The sequence below is a fragment of the Solidesulfovibrio sp. genome (assembly GCF_029978005.1).
Classification (GTDB): Bacteria; Desulfobacterota; Desulfovibrionia; order Desulfovibrionales; family Desulfovibrionaceae; genus Solidesulfovibrio.
Genome location: NZ_JARKOZ010000165.1, coordinates 16,484 through 31,002, shown reverse-complemented (window position 1 = coordinate 31,002; position 14,519 = coordinate 16,484). Strand labels below are relative to the sequence as shown.

At 66.1% G+C, this 14,519-nt stretch carries 13 protein-coding genes; 9 read left to right on the top strand and 4 right to left on the bottom strand.

From position 1 onward, the window contains the following. The 9 genes from Q1K70_RS18320 to Q1K70_RS18280 form a co-directional block, all read left to right on the top strand. The coding region (locus Q1K70_RS18320; RefSeq protein ID WP_300162783.1) for an aconitase family protein at window positions 1-307 on the top strand (307 nt) is incomplete at its 5' end. Between the two features lie 81 nt (window positions 308-388). Beyond that, window positions 389-886, top strand: a complete 498-nt coding sequence (locus Q1K70_RS18315; RefSeq protein WP_300162781.1) for a 3-isopropylmalate dehydratase small subunit — start codon at window positions 389-391, stop codon at window positions 884-886. A 208-nt stretch (window positions 887-1,094) separates the two neighbouring features. Then, window positions 1,095-2,171, top strand: a complete 1,077-nt coding sequence (gene leuB / locus Q1K70_RS18310) for a 3-isopropylmalate dehydrogenase (RefSeq protein WP_300162778.1) — start codon at window positions 1,095-1,097, stop codon at window positions 2,169-2,171. 163 nt (window positions 2,172-2,334) lie between these two features. Next, complete coding sequence (locus Q1K70_RS18305; RefSeq protein ID WP_300162776.1) at window positions 2,335-4,329, top strand: ABC-F family ATP-binding cassette domain-containing protein; 1,995 nt, start codon at window positions 2,335-2,337, stop codon at window positions 4,327-4,329. Further along, window positions 4,326-4,742: a (deoxy)nucleoside triphosphate pyrophosphohydrolase gene (locus tag Q1K70_RS18300; RefSeq protein ID WP_300162773.1), complete on the top strand. Its 417-nt coding sequence runs from the start codon at window positions 4,326-4,328 to the stop codon at window positions 4,740-4,742. Before Q1K70_RS18305 ends, Q1K70_RS18300 begins: the two co-directional genes overlap by 4 nt. 170 nt (window positions 4,743-4,912) lie before the next feature. Beyond that, window positions 4,913-5,785, top strand: coding sequence for a methylenetetrahydrofolate reductase [NAD(P)H] (metF, locus tag Q1K70_RS18295; RefSeq protein ID WP_300162770.1), 873 nt, complete (start codon window positions 4,913-4,915; stop codon window positions 5,783-5,785). Window positions 5,786-5,922: 137 nt separating this feature from the next. Further along, window positions 5,923-6,954: an aspartate-semialdehyde dehydrogenase gene (locus Q1K70_RS18290; RefSeq protein ID WP_300162767.1), complete on the top strand. Its 1,032-nt coding sequence runs from the start codon at window positions 5,923-5,925 to the stop codon at window positions 6,952-6,954. 89 nt (window positions 6,955-7,043) lie between these two features. Beyond that, window positions 7,044-7,985 carry an aminotransferase class IV gene (locus tag Q1K70_RS18285; RefSeq protein WP_300162765.1) on the top strand — a complete coding sequence of 314 codons (942 nt, stop codon included), beginning with the start codon at window positions 7,044-7,046 and terminating at the stop codon, window positions 7,983-7,985. A 711-nt stretch (window positions 7,986-8,696) separates the two neighbouring features. Next, window positions 8,697-10,469, top strand: a complete 1,773-nt coding sequence (locus Q1K70_RS18280) for a methyl-accepting chemotaxis protein (protein WP_366521733.1) — start codon at window positions 8,697-8,699, stop codon at window positions 10,467-10,469. 169 nt (window positions 10,470-10,638) lie between these two features. Here the strand turns inward: Q1K70_RS18280 and Q1K70_RS18275 are convergent, their stop codons facing one another. The 4 genes from Q1K70_RS18275 to rho all read right to left on the bottom strand — a co-directional run bounded on the left by Q1K70_RS18275 (window position 10,639) and on the right by rho (window position 14,472). Then, the gene (locus tag Q1K70_RS18275) at window positions 10,639-11,055 is read right to left on the bottom strand and encodes a DUF296 domain-containing protein (protein WP_300162759.1); all 417 of its coding nucleotides are present in this window, start codon (window positions 11,053-11,055) and stop codon (window positions 10,639-10,641) included. After that, window positions 11,052-12,488, bottom strand: coding sequence for a M48 family metallopeptidase (locus Q1K70_RS18270; RefSeq protein ID WP_300162756.1), 1,437 nt, complete (start codon window positions 12,486-12,488; stop codon window positions 11,052-11,054). The genes Q1K70_RS18275 and Q1K70_RS18270 overlap by 4 nt, the downstream gene beginning before the upstream one ends. Before the next feature lie 160 nt (window positions 12,489-12,648). Then, entirely contained in the window at window positions 12,649-13,101 is a 453-nt protein-coding gene (locus tag Q1K70_RS18265; RefSeq protein ID WP_300162753.1) for a YaiI/YqxD family protein, read from the bottom strand. A 123-nt stretch (window positions 13,102-13,224) separates the two neighbouring features. Then, window positions 13,225-14,472 carry a transcription termination factor Rho gene (gene rho / locus Q1K70_RS18260; RefSeq protein ID WP_300162750.1) on the bottom strand — a complete coding sequence of 416 codons (1,248 nt, stop codon included), beginning with the start codon at window positions 14,470-14,472 and terminating at the stop codon, window positions 13,225-13,227. Window positions 14,473-14,519: the final 47 nt, after the last annotated feature.

The window sequence follows — 14,519 nt, the reverse complement described above, 5'->3', positions numbered from 1 at the left end:
CAGGAAGGTCGCCAAGACCGTGCGCTGCATCGTCCTGCCCGCCACCCCCACCATCTGGCGGCAGGCCCTGGCCGAAGGGCTGATCGAAACCTTCATGGATTCCGGCTGCATCGTCGGCCCGGCCACCTGCGGGCCGTGCCTCGGCGGCCATATGGGCATCCTGGCCGGCGGCGAGCGCGCCATCGCCACCACCAACCGCAACTTCAAGGGCCGCATGGGCAGCCTGGAAAGCGAAGTCTACCTCTCCGGCCCGGCCGCCGCCGCCGCCGCCATCGCCGGCGAGATCGTGGACCCGGCGAAGGTGTAAAAAGAGGAAGATGCCTCCGGCGGCCGGGGAGCATGATGCCCCCCGGACCCCCTCGCTGGGATATACTTAAGGAGAGAGATCATGTTTCAAGGAAAAGCGCACAAAGTCGGGGCGCATATCGATACGGACGCCATCATTCCCGCCCGGTTCCTGGTCACCACCGACGTGGCCGAACTCGGGGCCAACTGCATGGAGGGCCTGGAGCCCGGCTGGATCAAACGGGTCAAAAAAGGCGACATCATGGTCGCCGGCGAGAACTTCGGCTGCGGCTCCTCCCGCGAGCACGCGCCCGTGGCCCTGCTCGGCGCGGGCATTCCCGTGGTCATCGCCCACAGCTTCGCCCGCATCTTCTACCGCAACAGCTTCAACATGGGCCTTATTCTGCTGGAGATCGGCGACGACGTCGGCAAGATCGGCGACGGCGACGAACTGAAGATCGACGCCGACAGCGGCGTCATCGAAGACCTGACCACGGGCCAGAAGATCCAGTGCAAGCCCGTGCCGGCCTTCATGAAAGGCATCCTCGACGCCGGCGGCCTCGTCCCCTACGTCAAGGAACGCCTGGCCGCGCGCGCGTAAGCGGGAAGAAAGAAGAGGAAGATGCCTCCGGCGGCCAGGAGGGGCCAGTGGCCCCTCCTGGACCACCCCCTCTAGGGGGATGCCCGGGGCATGGACAACGAGAATATTATTTACCCCCTTTACAGGGGGACCGGGGGGGATGATCCCCCCCGGCGGGGTGCAGGGGCGGAGCCCCTGCCCGCCGGAGGCTTCCCCTCGAGGACATGCCATGCGTTATAATATCTGTGTGATGCCGGGCGACGGCATAGGTCCCGAGATCGTGGCCGAGGCCATGAAGGTGTTGGGGACGGTCGGCGAAAAGTTCGGCCTGGAGTTCGCCTTTACCAAGGCGCTGATCGGCGGCGCGGCCATCGACGCCACGGGCGGCCCGTTGCCCGAGGCCACGGTGGCGGCCTGCAAGGCGGCCGACGCCGTGCTTTTGGGCGCGGTCGGCGGCCCCCGGTGGGACACGCTTGATCCGGCCATCCGCCCGGAAAAGGGCCTGCTCGGCATCCGCAAGGCGCTGGGGCTTTTCGCCAACCTGCGTCCGGCCAGGCTTTTTCCCGAGCTGGCCGCCGCCTGCTGCCTGCGCCCGGACATCGTGGGCAAGGGGCTCGACGTGATGGTCGTGCGAGAGCTCACGGGCGGGGCCTATTTCGGCGAGCCGCGCGGCATCGAGGAGCGCGGCGGCGAGAAGGTGGGGTTCAACACCATGGTCTACGCCGAGCACGAGGTGCGCCGCATCGCCAAGGTCGGCTTCGAGACGGCGAGAAAGCGCCGGGGCAGGCTGTGCAGCGTGGACAAGGCCAACGTGCTCGACGTCTCGCGCCTGTGGCGGGCCGTGGTGCTGGAGGTGGCCAAGGACTATCCCGACGTGGAGCTTTCCCACATGTACGTGGACAACGCCGCCATGCAGCTGGTGCGCGACCCGTCCCAGTTCGACGTCATCGTGACCGAGAACCTCTTTGGCGACATCCTGTCCGACGAGGCGGCAGTCATCACCGGCTCCATCGGCATGCTGCCCTCGGCGTCGCTCGGCGCGGCCAACCCGGGCCTGTACGAGCCCATCCACGGCTCGGCCCCGGACATCGCGGGCCAGGACAAGGCCAACCCGTTGGCCACCATCCTGTCCGTGGCCATGATGCTCAAGCACTCCTTCGGCGAGGCAAAAGCGGCCGACGCCATCGAGGCGGCCTGCGCCAAGGTGCTCTCCGAGGGCTACCGCACGGGCGACATCATGGAACCCGGCAAGACGCTTGTCGGCTGCAAGGCCATGGGCGACCTGGTCGTGGCGCGTCTGGGCTAGCGGGAACGTCAGCGATTCCAAGGCCCGGCGGGACCGCTCCCGGCCGTCGGTTTTTTCCGGCGGCGGGGGCTGGTTCTCCGGGCCTTTTTTGCGTATGGAGGGCAGCGCCGGGCGATCCGCCCGGCATGCCCCTTCGCGGCCGCGCGTCGCGCCCATGGAAGTTATGGCCAAAGTCAGTCTGCAAAATCTCTCCAAGTCCTATGGCGGCCGCGACCTCTTCAAGGAGTTTTCCCTGGAGATTCCCGGCGGCACGCGCCTGGCCGTGGTCGGCCAGAACGGCGCGGGCAAGTCCACGCTTTTAAAACTCATCGCCGGGGTATCCGAGCCCGACGGCGGCAAGGTGGTCCTCTCCACCGGCGCGCGCCTGGGCTACGTGGCCCAGGACATGGACGAGGCCGACCTCGGCATGACGCTCCTCTCCTGGGTCATGGCCGCGCTGCCGTCCTGGAAGGAGTTCTGGGCCCGTTACGACGCGGCCGTGGCCGCCGGCGACAAGGCGGCCATGGAGGCCCTGGCCCACGAGCAGGCGAGCCTCGAACATGCGCTGGGCTACAACCCCGAGCACCGGGCCAAGACCATCCTTTCCGGCCTGGGGTTCGAGGAAAAGCACCAGACCGCGCCCATCGCCGCCCTGTCCGGCGGCTGGCGCGAGCGGGCCAAGCTGGCCCGGGTGCTCACGGCCGGGGCCGACGTGCTGCTCCTCGACGAGCCCACCAACCACCTGGACCTGGACGCCGTCTCCTGGCTCGAATCGTTTCTGTGCAACTTTTCCGGCGTACTGGTCTTCGTGGCCCACGACCGGATCTTCCTCGACCGGGTGGCCACGCATACGCTTTTCATGGGCGACGTGAAGCCCGTGTGGCGGCCCGGCTCCTTCACCCAGTTCCTGGCCTGGCGCGAGGAGATGGAGAAGCAGTGGGAGCGGCAGGCGGCGGCCATCGACAGCAAGATCAAGCAGCATGGCGCGTTCGTCGACCGCTTCCGCTACAAGGCCACCAAGGCCCGGCAGGCGCAAAGCAAGCTCAAGAACGTGGACAAGCTCGAAAAGGAGCTGTCGGCGCTGAAAAGCGAACGGCCGGACGTGCGGGCAAAGACGCTCAACTTCACGCTGCCCGAGCCCGAGCGCTCGGACAAGACAGTGGCCGCCGCCGCCGACCTGGCCTACGCCTATCCCGGCCGGGGGCCCCTGTGGCCGCCCCTGACCTTCCAGCTCTTTCGCGGCCAGAAGGTGGCCCTGGTCGGGCACAACGGCGCGGGCAAGACCACGCTTTTAAAGCTCGTGGTCGGGGCGCTGCGGCCCGCCTCGGGCCGGCTGCTTCTCGGCACCGGGGTCAAGCTCGGCTATTTCAGCCAGCACCAGACAGAGATTTTGCAAAGCGACGCCCTGGTCATGTCCGAGATGAAGCGCATGGCCGGGCCAAAGGCCACGCACCTGGAAGTCTGCTCCATCCTGGGCCTTTTTCTCCTCGGCGAGGAATACTGGGAGCGCCGGGTGTCCGAACTGTCCGGCGGCGAGAAGTCGCGGCTGGTCCTGGCCGGGCTTTTTTCCGCCCGGGCCAATTTCCTGGTCCTGGACGAGCCCACCAACCACCTGGACCTGGAGAGCCGCGAGGCGCTGGTGCGGGCGCTTTCGGAATACGCCGGCACCATCCTCATGGTGGCCCACGACCGCTACCTGCTGCGCGAGGCGGCGGCCGAGGTCTGGTCCGTGGGCGAGGAGGGGATCACGGTCTACGACGAGGGCTTCGCCGCCTACGAGGCGGCCCAGGCCCAGGCTCAGTCCGCCCGCCAGGACGGCGCGGGCGGCGACGAGGAGGCACCGGCCGCCGCGCCGAAGCTCTCGCGCCAGGAGGACAAGGAGCGCAAGCGCAAGGTGGCCGAGCAGCGAAACGCCCTCTACCGCGACATCAAGCCCAAGCGCGAAGCCTTTGACAAGCTGGAGGCCAGGCTCGAAGCGGTGCTGGCCCGCCAGTCCGAAGTGGAGGCCGTCATGGCCGAGCCGGAAACGTACGCCCAGAAGGAGCTCTTCTCCTCGCTCGGCAAGGAGTACGGAACCCTTGGCCACGAGGCCGAGGAACTGCTCGCCCGCATGGCGGTCCTGGAAGAAGAAATCGCCGACCTTGAGGCCCGACGGGCCGCACTGCTGGAGGCATCATGAAGTGTCCGCCGAAGATCGTGACCGTGGTGGCCGCCGTCATCTGGCAAGATGGAAAGTATCTGGGCGTCAAGCGCCCCGAAGGCAAGCCCATGGCCGGGCAGTACGAGTTCCCCGGCGGCAAGGTGGAGCCCAACGAGTCGGTCCGCGCGGCATTGGTGCGGGAACTGCGTGAAGAATTGGACATAACGCCTACCGCGATTGCCTTTTTCCAGGAAAAAGAGCATGCCTACGACCACATTTCCGTGCGCCTGCATTTCTTCCATATCCAGGCCTTCGAAGGCGAGATCCATCCGCTGGAGGGGCAGGAACTGGAATGGCTGACCCCGCGGGAGGGGCAGGACAGGCCGTTTCTGGAAGCGGACCGGGAGATCGTGGCCCAGCTGGCCGTCTCCGGCGGCGCGGTCATCCAATAGCCGCCTCCTCCGGAGCCTGCCGACCGACATCGTCCGCGTAGCGACAACCCCCCTTTGAAAGTTTTTCGGGGAAAAGGGGGGGCCGGGGGGGGAAAACCCCCTTTTTTCAAAAAGGGGGTTTTTCCCCCCCGGTCTTCGCCTCTTCCTCCCCGCCATCGCAAGGAGACCGCGTGCGCATCAGGGAATTGATCGAGGCTAGGCGGCCGTTCGTTTCGCTGGAGTTCTTCCCGCCCAAGGAGCGCGACGCCTGGGCCGGGTTTTTCGACGTGGTGGAGCGGCTGTTGCCGGTGCGGCCGCTGTTCGTCTCCGTGACTTACGGGGCCGGCGGCAGCACCCATGCCCATACGCTGGAGATCGTCTCGCGCCTGAGGACCGCCTACGGCCTGGAGCCCATGGCCCATCTGACCTGCGTCGGGGCGAGCCGGGAGAAGATCCGCGGCTTCCTGGACGGACTGCGCGAGGCGGGCGTGGACAACGTGCTGGCCCTTCGCGGCGACCCGCCCCGGGGGCAGGAGAATTTCGTTCCGGATTCCGCCGATTTCCAGCACGCCACCGACCTCGTCAACTTCATCCGGCGGGAGTATCCCGCGCTGTGCCTGGGCGTGGCCGGCTATCCCGAATGCCATCCCGAGGCTATCTCGGCCGAGGCGGACCTGGGCTTTCTGCGCCAGAAGCTCGCCGTGGGCGGCGACTTCGTGGTCACGCAGCTTTTTTTCGACAACGACTGCTATTTCGACTTCGTGACCAAGGTGCGGGCGCTCGGCATCGACGCGCCCATCGTGCCGGGGGTGCTGCCGGTCATGAGCCTGGCCAGCATCAAGCGGCTGGTGGGGCTTTGCGGGGCGAGCCTGCCGCCGGCCTATCTGGCCGAGCTGGAAGCGGCCGACGCCGCGGGCGGCGCGGCGGCCGTGGCCGAGGTGGGAGTGGCCTACGCCAAGCGACAGGCCAGGGACCTTCTCGACCGGGGCGCGCCGGGGGTGCACCTCTATACGCTCAACAAGGCCGAGGCCGTGCTGTCCATCGTGGCCGGCCTTGGACTGTAGCAAATTGGTATTGTAGCATATATTTTTCGAAATAACCGCTTGGACGAGCGCCGTGGGCCATCCCCTTGTGGGGAGGTCCAGGAGGGGGCTTCCCCCTCCTGGCCGCCGGAGGCGCCATAAACGCAATGGAGGACCGTATGGGCAGGGGCGAGTGGGTTGTGGCCGTGGCCGGGGCCACGGGAGCCGTGGGACGGGAGATGCTCAAGACCCTGGAACAGCGCGCGTTTCCGGCCAAGACCGTCAAGGCCTTGGCTTCCTCGCGCTCGGCGGGCACCACCGTGCCTTTTGCCGGTGGGGAGCTGACCGTCGAGGAGATGACCGAGAAGTCCTTCGAGGGCGTGGACATCGCGCTCTTCTCCGCCGGCGGCGCAACCTCGAAAAAATTCGCGCCCTTCGCCGTCAAGTCCGGCTGCGTGGTCATCGACAATTCCAGCGCCTGGCGCATGGACCCCGAGGTGCCGCTGGTGGTGCCGGAGGTCAACCCCGACGACGTGGACTGGCACAAGGGCATCATCGCCAACCCCAACTGCTCGACCATCCAGATGGTGGTGGCGCTCAAGCCCCTGCACGACGCGGCCAGAATCAAGCGCGTGATCGTGTCCACCTACCAGGCCGTTTCCGGCACCGGCCAGAAGGCCATCGCCGAGCTCGAAACGCAGGTGCGCCAGCTCTTCAACATGCAGGACCCCGAGGCGAAGGTCTATCCGTACCAGATCGCCTTCAACTGCCTGCCCCAGATCGACGTTTTCTCCGACGGCGACTACACCTTCGAAGAAATCAAGATGATCAAGGAAACCACCAAGATCATGGGCGACGACTCGATTCGGGTCACGGCCACCACCGTGCGCGTGCCGGTTTTCTACGGCCACAGCGAGTCGGTCAACATCGAGACCGAAAAAAAGCTCACGGCCAAGGACGCCCGGGTCATCCTGTCCCAGGCTCCGGGGGTCACGGTCTACGACAACCCGTCGGAGAAGATCTACCCCATGCCCATTCACGCCGCCGGCGAGGACGACGTGTTCGTGGGCCGCATCCGCGAGGACGCGACCATCGACAATGGCCTCAACCTCTGGATCGTGGCCGACAACATCCGCAAGGGCGCGGCGCTCAACGCCGTGCAGATCGCCGAGCTGCTCATCGAGAAGGACAAGGTCGGCGTGCCCGCGTAACCGTCCGTTTGACCGGAAGGGAAAAATCGTGAATGGGGGAGGCGTCCTTAGGGACGCTTCCCCCAATGCGTTTGCAAGGAGTGGTTTCCATGCCCGAGATTGTCGATGCCGACGCCTACGTCGCCCGTCTGCTGGCCGCGCCGCGCCCCGGCGGCGAGAATTTGCTGGCTTTTTACGAGCACCGCCTGGGCGTGATCGGCACGGACCCGAGGCTTCTGCTCATCCCCCTGGACGACCACCTGGTCCATCGGGGCGACGGGGTCTTCGAGACCCTCAAGTACGTGGACGGCCGGCTCTACCAGGTGGCCCCCCATTTCGAGCGCATGGAGCGCTCGGCCGCCGCCATCCACCTTGCCCCGCCCTGTCCCTGGGGCGAGGTGGCGGACTTGACCCTGGCCGTGTGCCGGGCCGGCAGGGCGGACACGGGCATGGTGCGGGTCATCGTCGGGCGCGGCCCGGGCGGCTTCGGCATCGACCCGGCCGAGTGTCCGGTGCCGAGCCTGACCATCGTGGCCTACCGCTTCCACCCTCGTCCGGCCGAGGCCTTCGAGAAGGGCGTGACCGCCTTTCGCACCTCCATCCCGGCCAAGCAGAACTACCTGGCCCGCATCAAGTCCATCGACTACCTGCCCAACGTCCTCATGAAGCGCGAGGCCACCATGCGCGGCGAGGACTACCCGGTCTGCTACGACGACAAGGGCTTTTTGGCCGAGGGCGCGACCGAGAACATCTGCCTGGTGGACGCGGACGGCCGCTTCGTCGTGCCGGAGCTCAACAACGCCCTTCGCGGCACCACCCTCATGCGGGCGGTGGAGCTCCTCGCCGGCGAGGCGGAGGTGGTCTTCGCGCCGGTGCGCGAGGAGGCCATCGCCACGGCCCGGGAGATGATGATCCTCGGCACCACCAACGATTGCCTGAGCATCGTGCGCTACAACGGCGCGCCCGTGGGCGACGGCAAGCCCGGGCCGGTGTCGCGTCTGCTCAAGGCCCGCATCCTGGCCGACATCGCGAAAAACGGCACGCCGATCTAATGGCGTTCGCGAAACACCCTGGCGATATCCTTGTGCGGAAGGACATTCGAGCAATGGATTGTTCTCGAGGTTCGTGCGCTCAGATTTCGAGAACGCCGCACTCGCGGGGGAAAGCTCGCGGCGGCCGAGGGGCGCGCGACGTCACAGGCCGTCAGCCGGATTGCCGGCCAGGCGGTTTCATGGCCGCGTCGACGCCTGACGCGCCGCAGATGATCGCGCCGGCGCCGCGGCAGAAGACACTCGCATAGCCGACCGCAAGTGCGGATTCCGTCGGATACAGACGACAGCACGCAAGGGGTCGGGCCGAAAGGCCCGACCCCTTGCTTTTAGCGGCGTTCCTAGGGTTCATCCTTTGCTCGCCGTCCCCGCGGGAACGGGCGCAACGGGCCGGGCAGCGCCTGAGGTCGGGCAGGCAGGACTGTGTCAGCCGCTTTCCTCTCTTGAGGCTTTGAGTTCTTGCCGTAGTGTAATTTGCCGTTATTTCATCATGATGCAATACTCAAAACTATTTACTTTGTATTTTGGGATAAATTACCATCGAGAACAGTTGTATAATTTGGTGTCGTAGGCTAATAATAAGGACGGATTCGCGGAAATTCGCCGACGGGAAAACATGACTGTCTCCAGAAGTTGTTTGTCGAGGTTGGGTGTATCAATTTTCACATATGGTTCATGCTGATGTCAGCGACGATTGTTCAATATAAATAGGGGATGGTGTGTATGAAGCTGTCCGTAAAATTGCCAGTCAGCTTTTCGACCATTGTGCTTATATTCATCGCCTATGGTGTCGCCAGCATGGTGCAGCTCAAGATCGTATACAGGTCAACGAATGAGCTGGCGGTCAATTGGCTCCCGAGCATAAAGGAAGTAGGAACCCTCACAATGGAATTCGCCAACGCCAGGCGATACGAATTGAATTACCTGACATCCCTAACGGATGACATGAGGCGTCAGAATGAACAGCGTATGGTGGAAGCGCTCGACAAAGTGAAGCAGACACAGATACGCTACGACAAGTTGATTTCCTCGGATAAAGAACGAAGGAGTTATGAAACATTCACCGAAAACGCCAGTCGCTATTACCAACTGCATGACAAGATCTTCGAATTGATTGGTCAGCAAAAAAAAGATGAAGCCCTGGCCATCTCGTCCAATGACGTGCCCAAGGTGTTCAATAGCGCCTTGGACGCCCTGCAGCAATGCGTGGCCATCAACGACAAGGGTGGGATCGACGAAGCCGCCGCCGGGCGCGCCACTTATGAACAGGCTTGGCTCTTTTCGATCGTGTTGTTGTCGGTCGCCGTGGTCATCGGCGTGTTTTTGAGTATCTACATCCCGCGCTCCATCCTCCCCGCCTTGCTGCAGGGGAAGGATTTCGCCTCCAAGCTGGCCGTGGGCGACCTGACCGGGATTCTCGAGATCAAGACCAAGGATGAGCTCGGCGAACTCGCCGATTCCCTGCGCAGTGTCGCCGAGGCGGAAAAAAGCGTGGCCGTCATGGCCGAGAAGCTCGCTTCCGGCGACTTGCGCCTGGACGTGCGCATGCGTTCCGAAAAGGACGGCCTCATGCGGGCCCTGCGCGACATGGTGGGCAGGCTCACCGACATCGTCCAGGAAGTGCAGGCCGGGGCCGAGAACATGTCCTCCGGCGCGGAAGAGCTTTCCGCTTCCTCCCAGGCCCTGTCCCAGGGGGCCTCGGAACAGGCCTCGGCCGTGGAGGAGTCCTCCGCCTCCATGGAGGAGATGAGTTCCGCCATCAAGCAGAACGCCGACAACGCCCAGCAGACCGAGTCCCTGGCCCGCAAGGCGGCCGAGGACGCGAAGGAATCCGGAACGGCCATGAACCAGACGGTGGCCGCCATGCGGGAGATTTCCTCCAAGATTTCGGTTATCGAGGAGATCGCCCGGCAAACGGATCTGCTGGCTCTCAACGCCGCCGTCGAGGCCGCCCGGGCGGGCGAGCACGGGCGGGGATTCGCCGTGGTCGCCGCCGAGGTGCGCAAGCTCGCCGAACGAAGCCAGGCCGCGGCGGCGGAAATCAACGCCCTGTCCTCCTCCAGCCTGGAAGTGGCCGAACGGGCCGGCGGCCTGCTCGGCAAGCTCGTGCCCGACATCCACAAGACGTCCGAACTGGTGCAGGAGATCGCGGCCTCCTCGGCCGAGCAGAGCGCCGGCGCGTCCCAGGTCAATCGGGCCCTGCAGCAGCTCGATCAGGTGGTGCAGCAAAACGCCTCGTCCTCGGAGGAAGTGGCGTCCACGGCCGAGGAGCTCTCCTCCCAGGCCGAGCAGTTGCAGGCCACGATCGGGTTCTTCCAGGTGGCCGGCTCTTCGTCCAGGACCAAAGCCCTGACCCAGGCTCCCTTGCAGGCCAGGAAGGCGGCCGCCAGGGCCGGCAAGCCCAAGGCCATCGCCAGGACCGCCGCGCCCGCAGCCCTCGTGGACCTTGGTCCGGAGCCGCGCGACGACGACTTCGAACGCTTCTAGCGGGGCGTCCCGAAGACGGGTGTCCGCGAAGCCCGCGGTCGTGTATTGCGTGGATATGGCCTGTGGCCTTGCCGGCGGACGACGGCGAGGCCACAGGAAACCGACCGGGGCGGAAGCGGGAAGGACAGCGGCCGGGGCAACCTCGCAAGGTTGCCCCGGCCGCTTCGCGTCACATGCCGGTCTGGTCCCAGAGGGCCAGGCCCGTGGCCGGGTCGAGGCCCCGGTGCAGGCAGGGGCCCGCCAGGGGGGTGATGCAGGCCTCGCCGGCGAAAAGGACGCAGCCGGGCATGGCCTGGCCGCCGGTGACGGCGAAGTCGCCGGTGAGAAGCGTCAGGCGCAGGTGCACCACGGGCAGGCCGTCCCTGAGGGAGACGTTGCCGAGGCCCGAGAGGATCTCCGTGCCCGTCTCGACGGTCCGCAGGCGGTGCTCCCGGGCGTCCTGGTCGTAGAAGCCGAGCACGGCCCGCTCCAGGGAACCGATCAGGGTCAGGTGGCCCTTGCTGATGTTTCTCTCCAGGCAGATGCCGGCCAAAGCCTCCAGCAGGTCGTCGCCCCTTGGCAGGCGCACGAGCAGCGAGCCGTTCATTCGAAAGCCTTCTTGCCCATGTATTCCGAGCGTTTCTTGAAGGTTTCCTCCAGCTTGGCCAGTTCGCGACGGTCGGCGTCGGTCTTGGCCGCGGCCTTGGCCTTGTCCATCTGGAACTTCACCTGGCGCGGGTTGTTGTCGTAGATCGCGGCGTAGGCCAGGTTGAGGTAGGCGTGGAAGACGTCGCCGGCCTGGCCCAGAACCTGGCCGTAGGTGGCGCGGATCTCGCCGTTTTCCGGCACCCGCAGCCGCACCTGCTCCAGGTAGGCCACGGCGGCCTTGTAGTTGCCTTCCTGGGCCAGCATGCGGCCGTATTCGTAGTTGGCGTCGATGTCCTTGGGATTGGCCCGAAGCGCCGCCTCGAGCAGGGCCTTGGCCCGGGCGAAGTCCCGTATCTTCAGAAAGAACCGGCCGGATTCGCGCAGCACCAGGGCGTCGCTTCCGCCGCAGGCCAGGGCCTCCTCGAAGGCCGGCTTGGCCTGGCGGACATCCTCCATGGAGCGCGACAGGGCGATGGCCAGGCCCAGCTTGTCCAGGCAGGTGGCTTTGTCGCCGAGCTTGCGGAAGTAGGACACGGCGTTTTTCGGGTCGGTGTAGCGGGCGCGCACGAGCATCTGCGCCCGCTTGAAGGCCGTGTCGTCGTCCTTGCGGGCCTGGACGCCCGCCGGGAGCTTGCCCAGGCGGTCCTTGAGGTAGCTCATGCGCTCATCCAGGCCCGGGTGGGTGCTCAGGTAGGTGGGGATGTCGCCCCCGCCCTGCATCCACCTGAGCTTGCGCATGGTCTCGAAGGCCTCGACCAGCCCGCGCGGCGGATAGCCGGCCGCGACCAGGTAGTTCATGCCGACCTGGTCGGCCTCGCGTTCGTCGTCGCGGGAATATTTGAGATAGGCCTGGGCCGTGGCCGCCTGGGAGCCGATGGCCAGGGCCGCGCCCAGGTCGCGGTTGCCCGTGGTCTGCCCGAGGACCACGCCGGCCAGCACCCCGACCAGCTGGCCGATGGACAGGGCCTGGATCTCGCCCATGCGCTTGGCGATGTGGCGCTGGCTCACGTGGGCCAGCTCGTGGCACAGCACGCCCGCCATCTCGGATTCGTGCTCCATGCTGAGCATGAGCCCGGTGAAGACGAACACGTAGCCGGCCGGCCCGGCGAAGGCGTTGACCGCGTTGTTGTTGACGATGGCCACGTTGAAGGAGAAGGGCTGGGGCGGCATGATGCGCACGATGCGATCGACCACGCTGGTGACGTAGTCGTTGATCTCGGTGTCCTCGATCAGCGGCATGCGGGCGCGTATGATCGCGTTGAACTTCTCGCCGAGCTCGCGCTCGTCCTTGAGGTCGAAGGAGAACATGCCGGCCCGGGCCGTGGGCGCGACGAAAATCGTCGTGAGGAAGAAGCAGCCGGCGACGACGGCGGCCGCCGCGCGCCGCAGCATGCCCGAGGCGTTGCGCAAGGGGTGGATATGCATCCCCGGGAAATAACGCGATCCCGAAGCGAAGGAAAGATGGCCCCGGCGGCCGGGCGCGGCTTTGTAATACGCCGTACAGGTTGCGGACAGGAACGGCGGGCCGGCGGGCGTGGCGGCCCGCGCCGCCTCAGCTCCCGGCGTGTTTGGTCAGGAAGATGTCGAGCTGGTTGGCGAAGGCTTCCCGGTCGCGGTTGGAAAGGGGCGGCGGCCCGCCGGTGGCCACGCCCGCGCCGCGCAGTTCGTAGAGCAGGTTGCGCATGGCCAGCCGGCCCTGAATGTTGTCCTTGGTGTAGAGTTCGCCCCTGGGGTTCAGGGCGTGGGCGTCCTTTTCGATGACGAGGGCGGCGAGGGGGATGTCCGCCGTGACGACCAGGTCCCCGGGCGCGACCCGTTCCACGATGGCCGCGTCCACCACGTCGAAGCCCTGGCCCACCCGGATGGCCCGGATGAAGGGCGAGGCCGGAACGGCCAGGGTCTTGTTGGCCACCAGGGTCAGTTCGAGGCGCAGGCGCACGGCGGCGCGGAACAGGATTTCCTTGATGGGGTTGGGCAGGGCGTCGGCGTCGGCGTAGATGTGCATGGGCGACCTTGGGGCGTATTCGCGGCGACGGCCCCCCGGCGACAGCGCGAAGCCGTCGTCGCCGGGGGGCCGTCGGGGGAGGCGGCGAGCCGCGTCCCGGGAGCGGCGCGAGGCCGTCCCGGGCTAGCGGTTCATGAGATCCAGGAACTCGCGGTTGGTTTTGGTGCCGCGCATCTTGTCGAGCAAAAACTCCATGGAGTCGATGGGGCTCATGGGGGCGAGCAGCTTGCGCAGGATCCAGACGCGGTTGAGCACGTCGGTTTCGAGCAGCAGCTCTTCCTTGCGGGTGCCGGACCGGTTGATGTCGATGGCCGGGAAGACGCGCTTTTCGGCCAGATGGCGGTCCAGGTAGATTTCCATGTTGCCGGTGCCCTTGAACTCCTCGAAGATGACTTCGTCCATGCGGGAGCCGGTGTCGATGAGCGCCGTGGCGATGATGGTCAGCGACCCGCCGCCCTCGATGTTGCGGGCCGCGCCGAAGAAGCGCTTGGGCCGCTGCAGGGCGTTGGCGTCGAGGCCGCCGGAGAGCACGCGCCCCGAGGAGGGGGTGACGGCGTTGGAGGCGCGGCCCAGGCGCGTGATGCTGTCGAGCAGGATCACCACGTCTATCTTGCGCTCGACCAGGCGCTTGGCCTTCTCGATGACCATCTCGGCCACCTGGACGTGGCGCTGGGGCGGCTCGTCGAAGGTGGAGGAGACCACTTCGGCCTTGACCGTGCGCTCCATGTCCGTGACTTCCTCGGGCCGCTCGTCGATGAGCAGCACGATGAGGAAGACGTCGGGCCGGTTGGCGTTGATCGAGTTGGCGATGGTCTGCAGGAGCATGGTCTTGCCGGTGCGGGGCGGGGCGACGATGATGCCGCGCTGGCCGTGGCCGATGGGGGTCAGGAGGTCGATGACCCGGGAGGAATAGTTCTCGGCTCCGTTTTCCATGACGTAGCGCTTGTCGGGATACAGCGGCGTCAGGTTGTCGAAGAGCACGAGGTTTCGCGAGGCCTCGGGCGGGGCGAAGCCGATCTCGCCCACGCGAAGCAGGGCGAAATAGCGCTCCCCCTCCTTGGGCGGGCGGATCTGGCCCGAGACCACGTCGCCCTTGCGCAGGCCGAAGCGGCGGATCTGCGAGGGGGAGACGTAGATGTCGTCCGGACCCGGCATGTAGCTGTACATGGGCGAGCGCAGGAAACCGAAGCCGTCGGGCAGGATTTCGAGCACGCCCTCGCCGAAGATGGCCCCGTTCTGGGAGGCGCAGCTTTGCAGCAGGGCGAAGATGAGCTCCTGCTTGCGCATGCCGTTGGGGTTCTCGACGTTATACTGGACGGCCAGGTCCATGAGTTCGGGCATGCTCTTGAGCTTGAGCTCGGAGAGGTTCATGGATGTTTCCATCATGCCCGGCTTGAGGGTGGACGGTTGTAGGATGT

What these genes read in the sequence shown, in the direction of transcription:
- Q1K70_RS18290 (WP_300162767.1), top strand. Translation starts at nt 5,923, where the DNA reads ATGGGCAGGGGCGAGTGGGTTGTGGCCGTGGCCGGGGCCACGGGAGCC.
- Q1K70_RS18270 (WP_300162756.1), bottom strand. Translation starts at nt 12,488, where the DNA reads ATGCTGCGGCGCGCGGCGGCCGCCGTCGTCGCCGGCTGCTTCTTCCTC.
- Q1K70_RS18265 (WP_300162753.1), bottom strand. Translation starts at nt 13,101, where the DNA reads ATGCACATCTACGCCGACGCCGACGCCCTGCCCAACCCCATCAAGGAA.
- rho (WP_300162750.1), bottom strand. Translation starts at nt 14,472, where the DNA reads ATGAACCTCTCCGAGCTCAAGCTCAAGAGCATGCCCGAACTCATGGAC.
- Q1K70_RS18280 (WP_366521733.1), top strand. Translation starts at nt 8,697, where the DNA reads ATGGTGTGTATGAAGCTGTCCGTAAAATTGCCAGTCAGCTTTTCGACC.
- Q1K70_RS18305 (WP_300162776.1), top strand. Translation starts at nt 2,335, where the DNA reads ATGGCCAAAGTCAGTCTGCAAAATCTCTCCAAGTCCTATGGCGGCCGC.
- Q1K70_RS18275 (WP_300162759.1), bottom strand. Translation starts at nt 11,055, where the DNA reads ATGAACGGCTCGCTGCTCGTGCGCCTGCCAAGGGGCGACGACCTGCTG.
- Q1K70_RS18315 (WP_300162781.1), top strand. Translation starts at nt 389, where the DNA reads ATGTTTCAAGGAAAAGCGCACAAAGTCGGGGCGCATATCGATACGGAC.
- leuB (WP_300162778.1), top strand. Translation starts at nt 1,095, where the DNA reads ATGCGTTATAATATCTGTGTGATGCCGGGCGACGGCATAGGTCCCGAG.
- Q1K70_RS18300 (WP_300162773.1), top strand. Translation starts at nt 4,326, where the DNA reads ATGAAGTGTCCGCCGAAGATCGTGACCGTGGTGGCCGCCGTCATCTGG.
- Q1K70_RS18285 (WP_300162765.1), top strand. Translation starts at nt 7,044, where the DNA reads ATGCCCGAGATTGTCGATGCCGACGCCTACGTCGCCCGTCTGCTGGCC.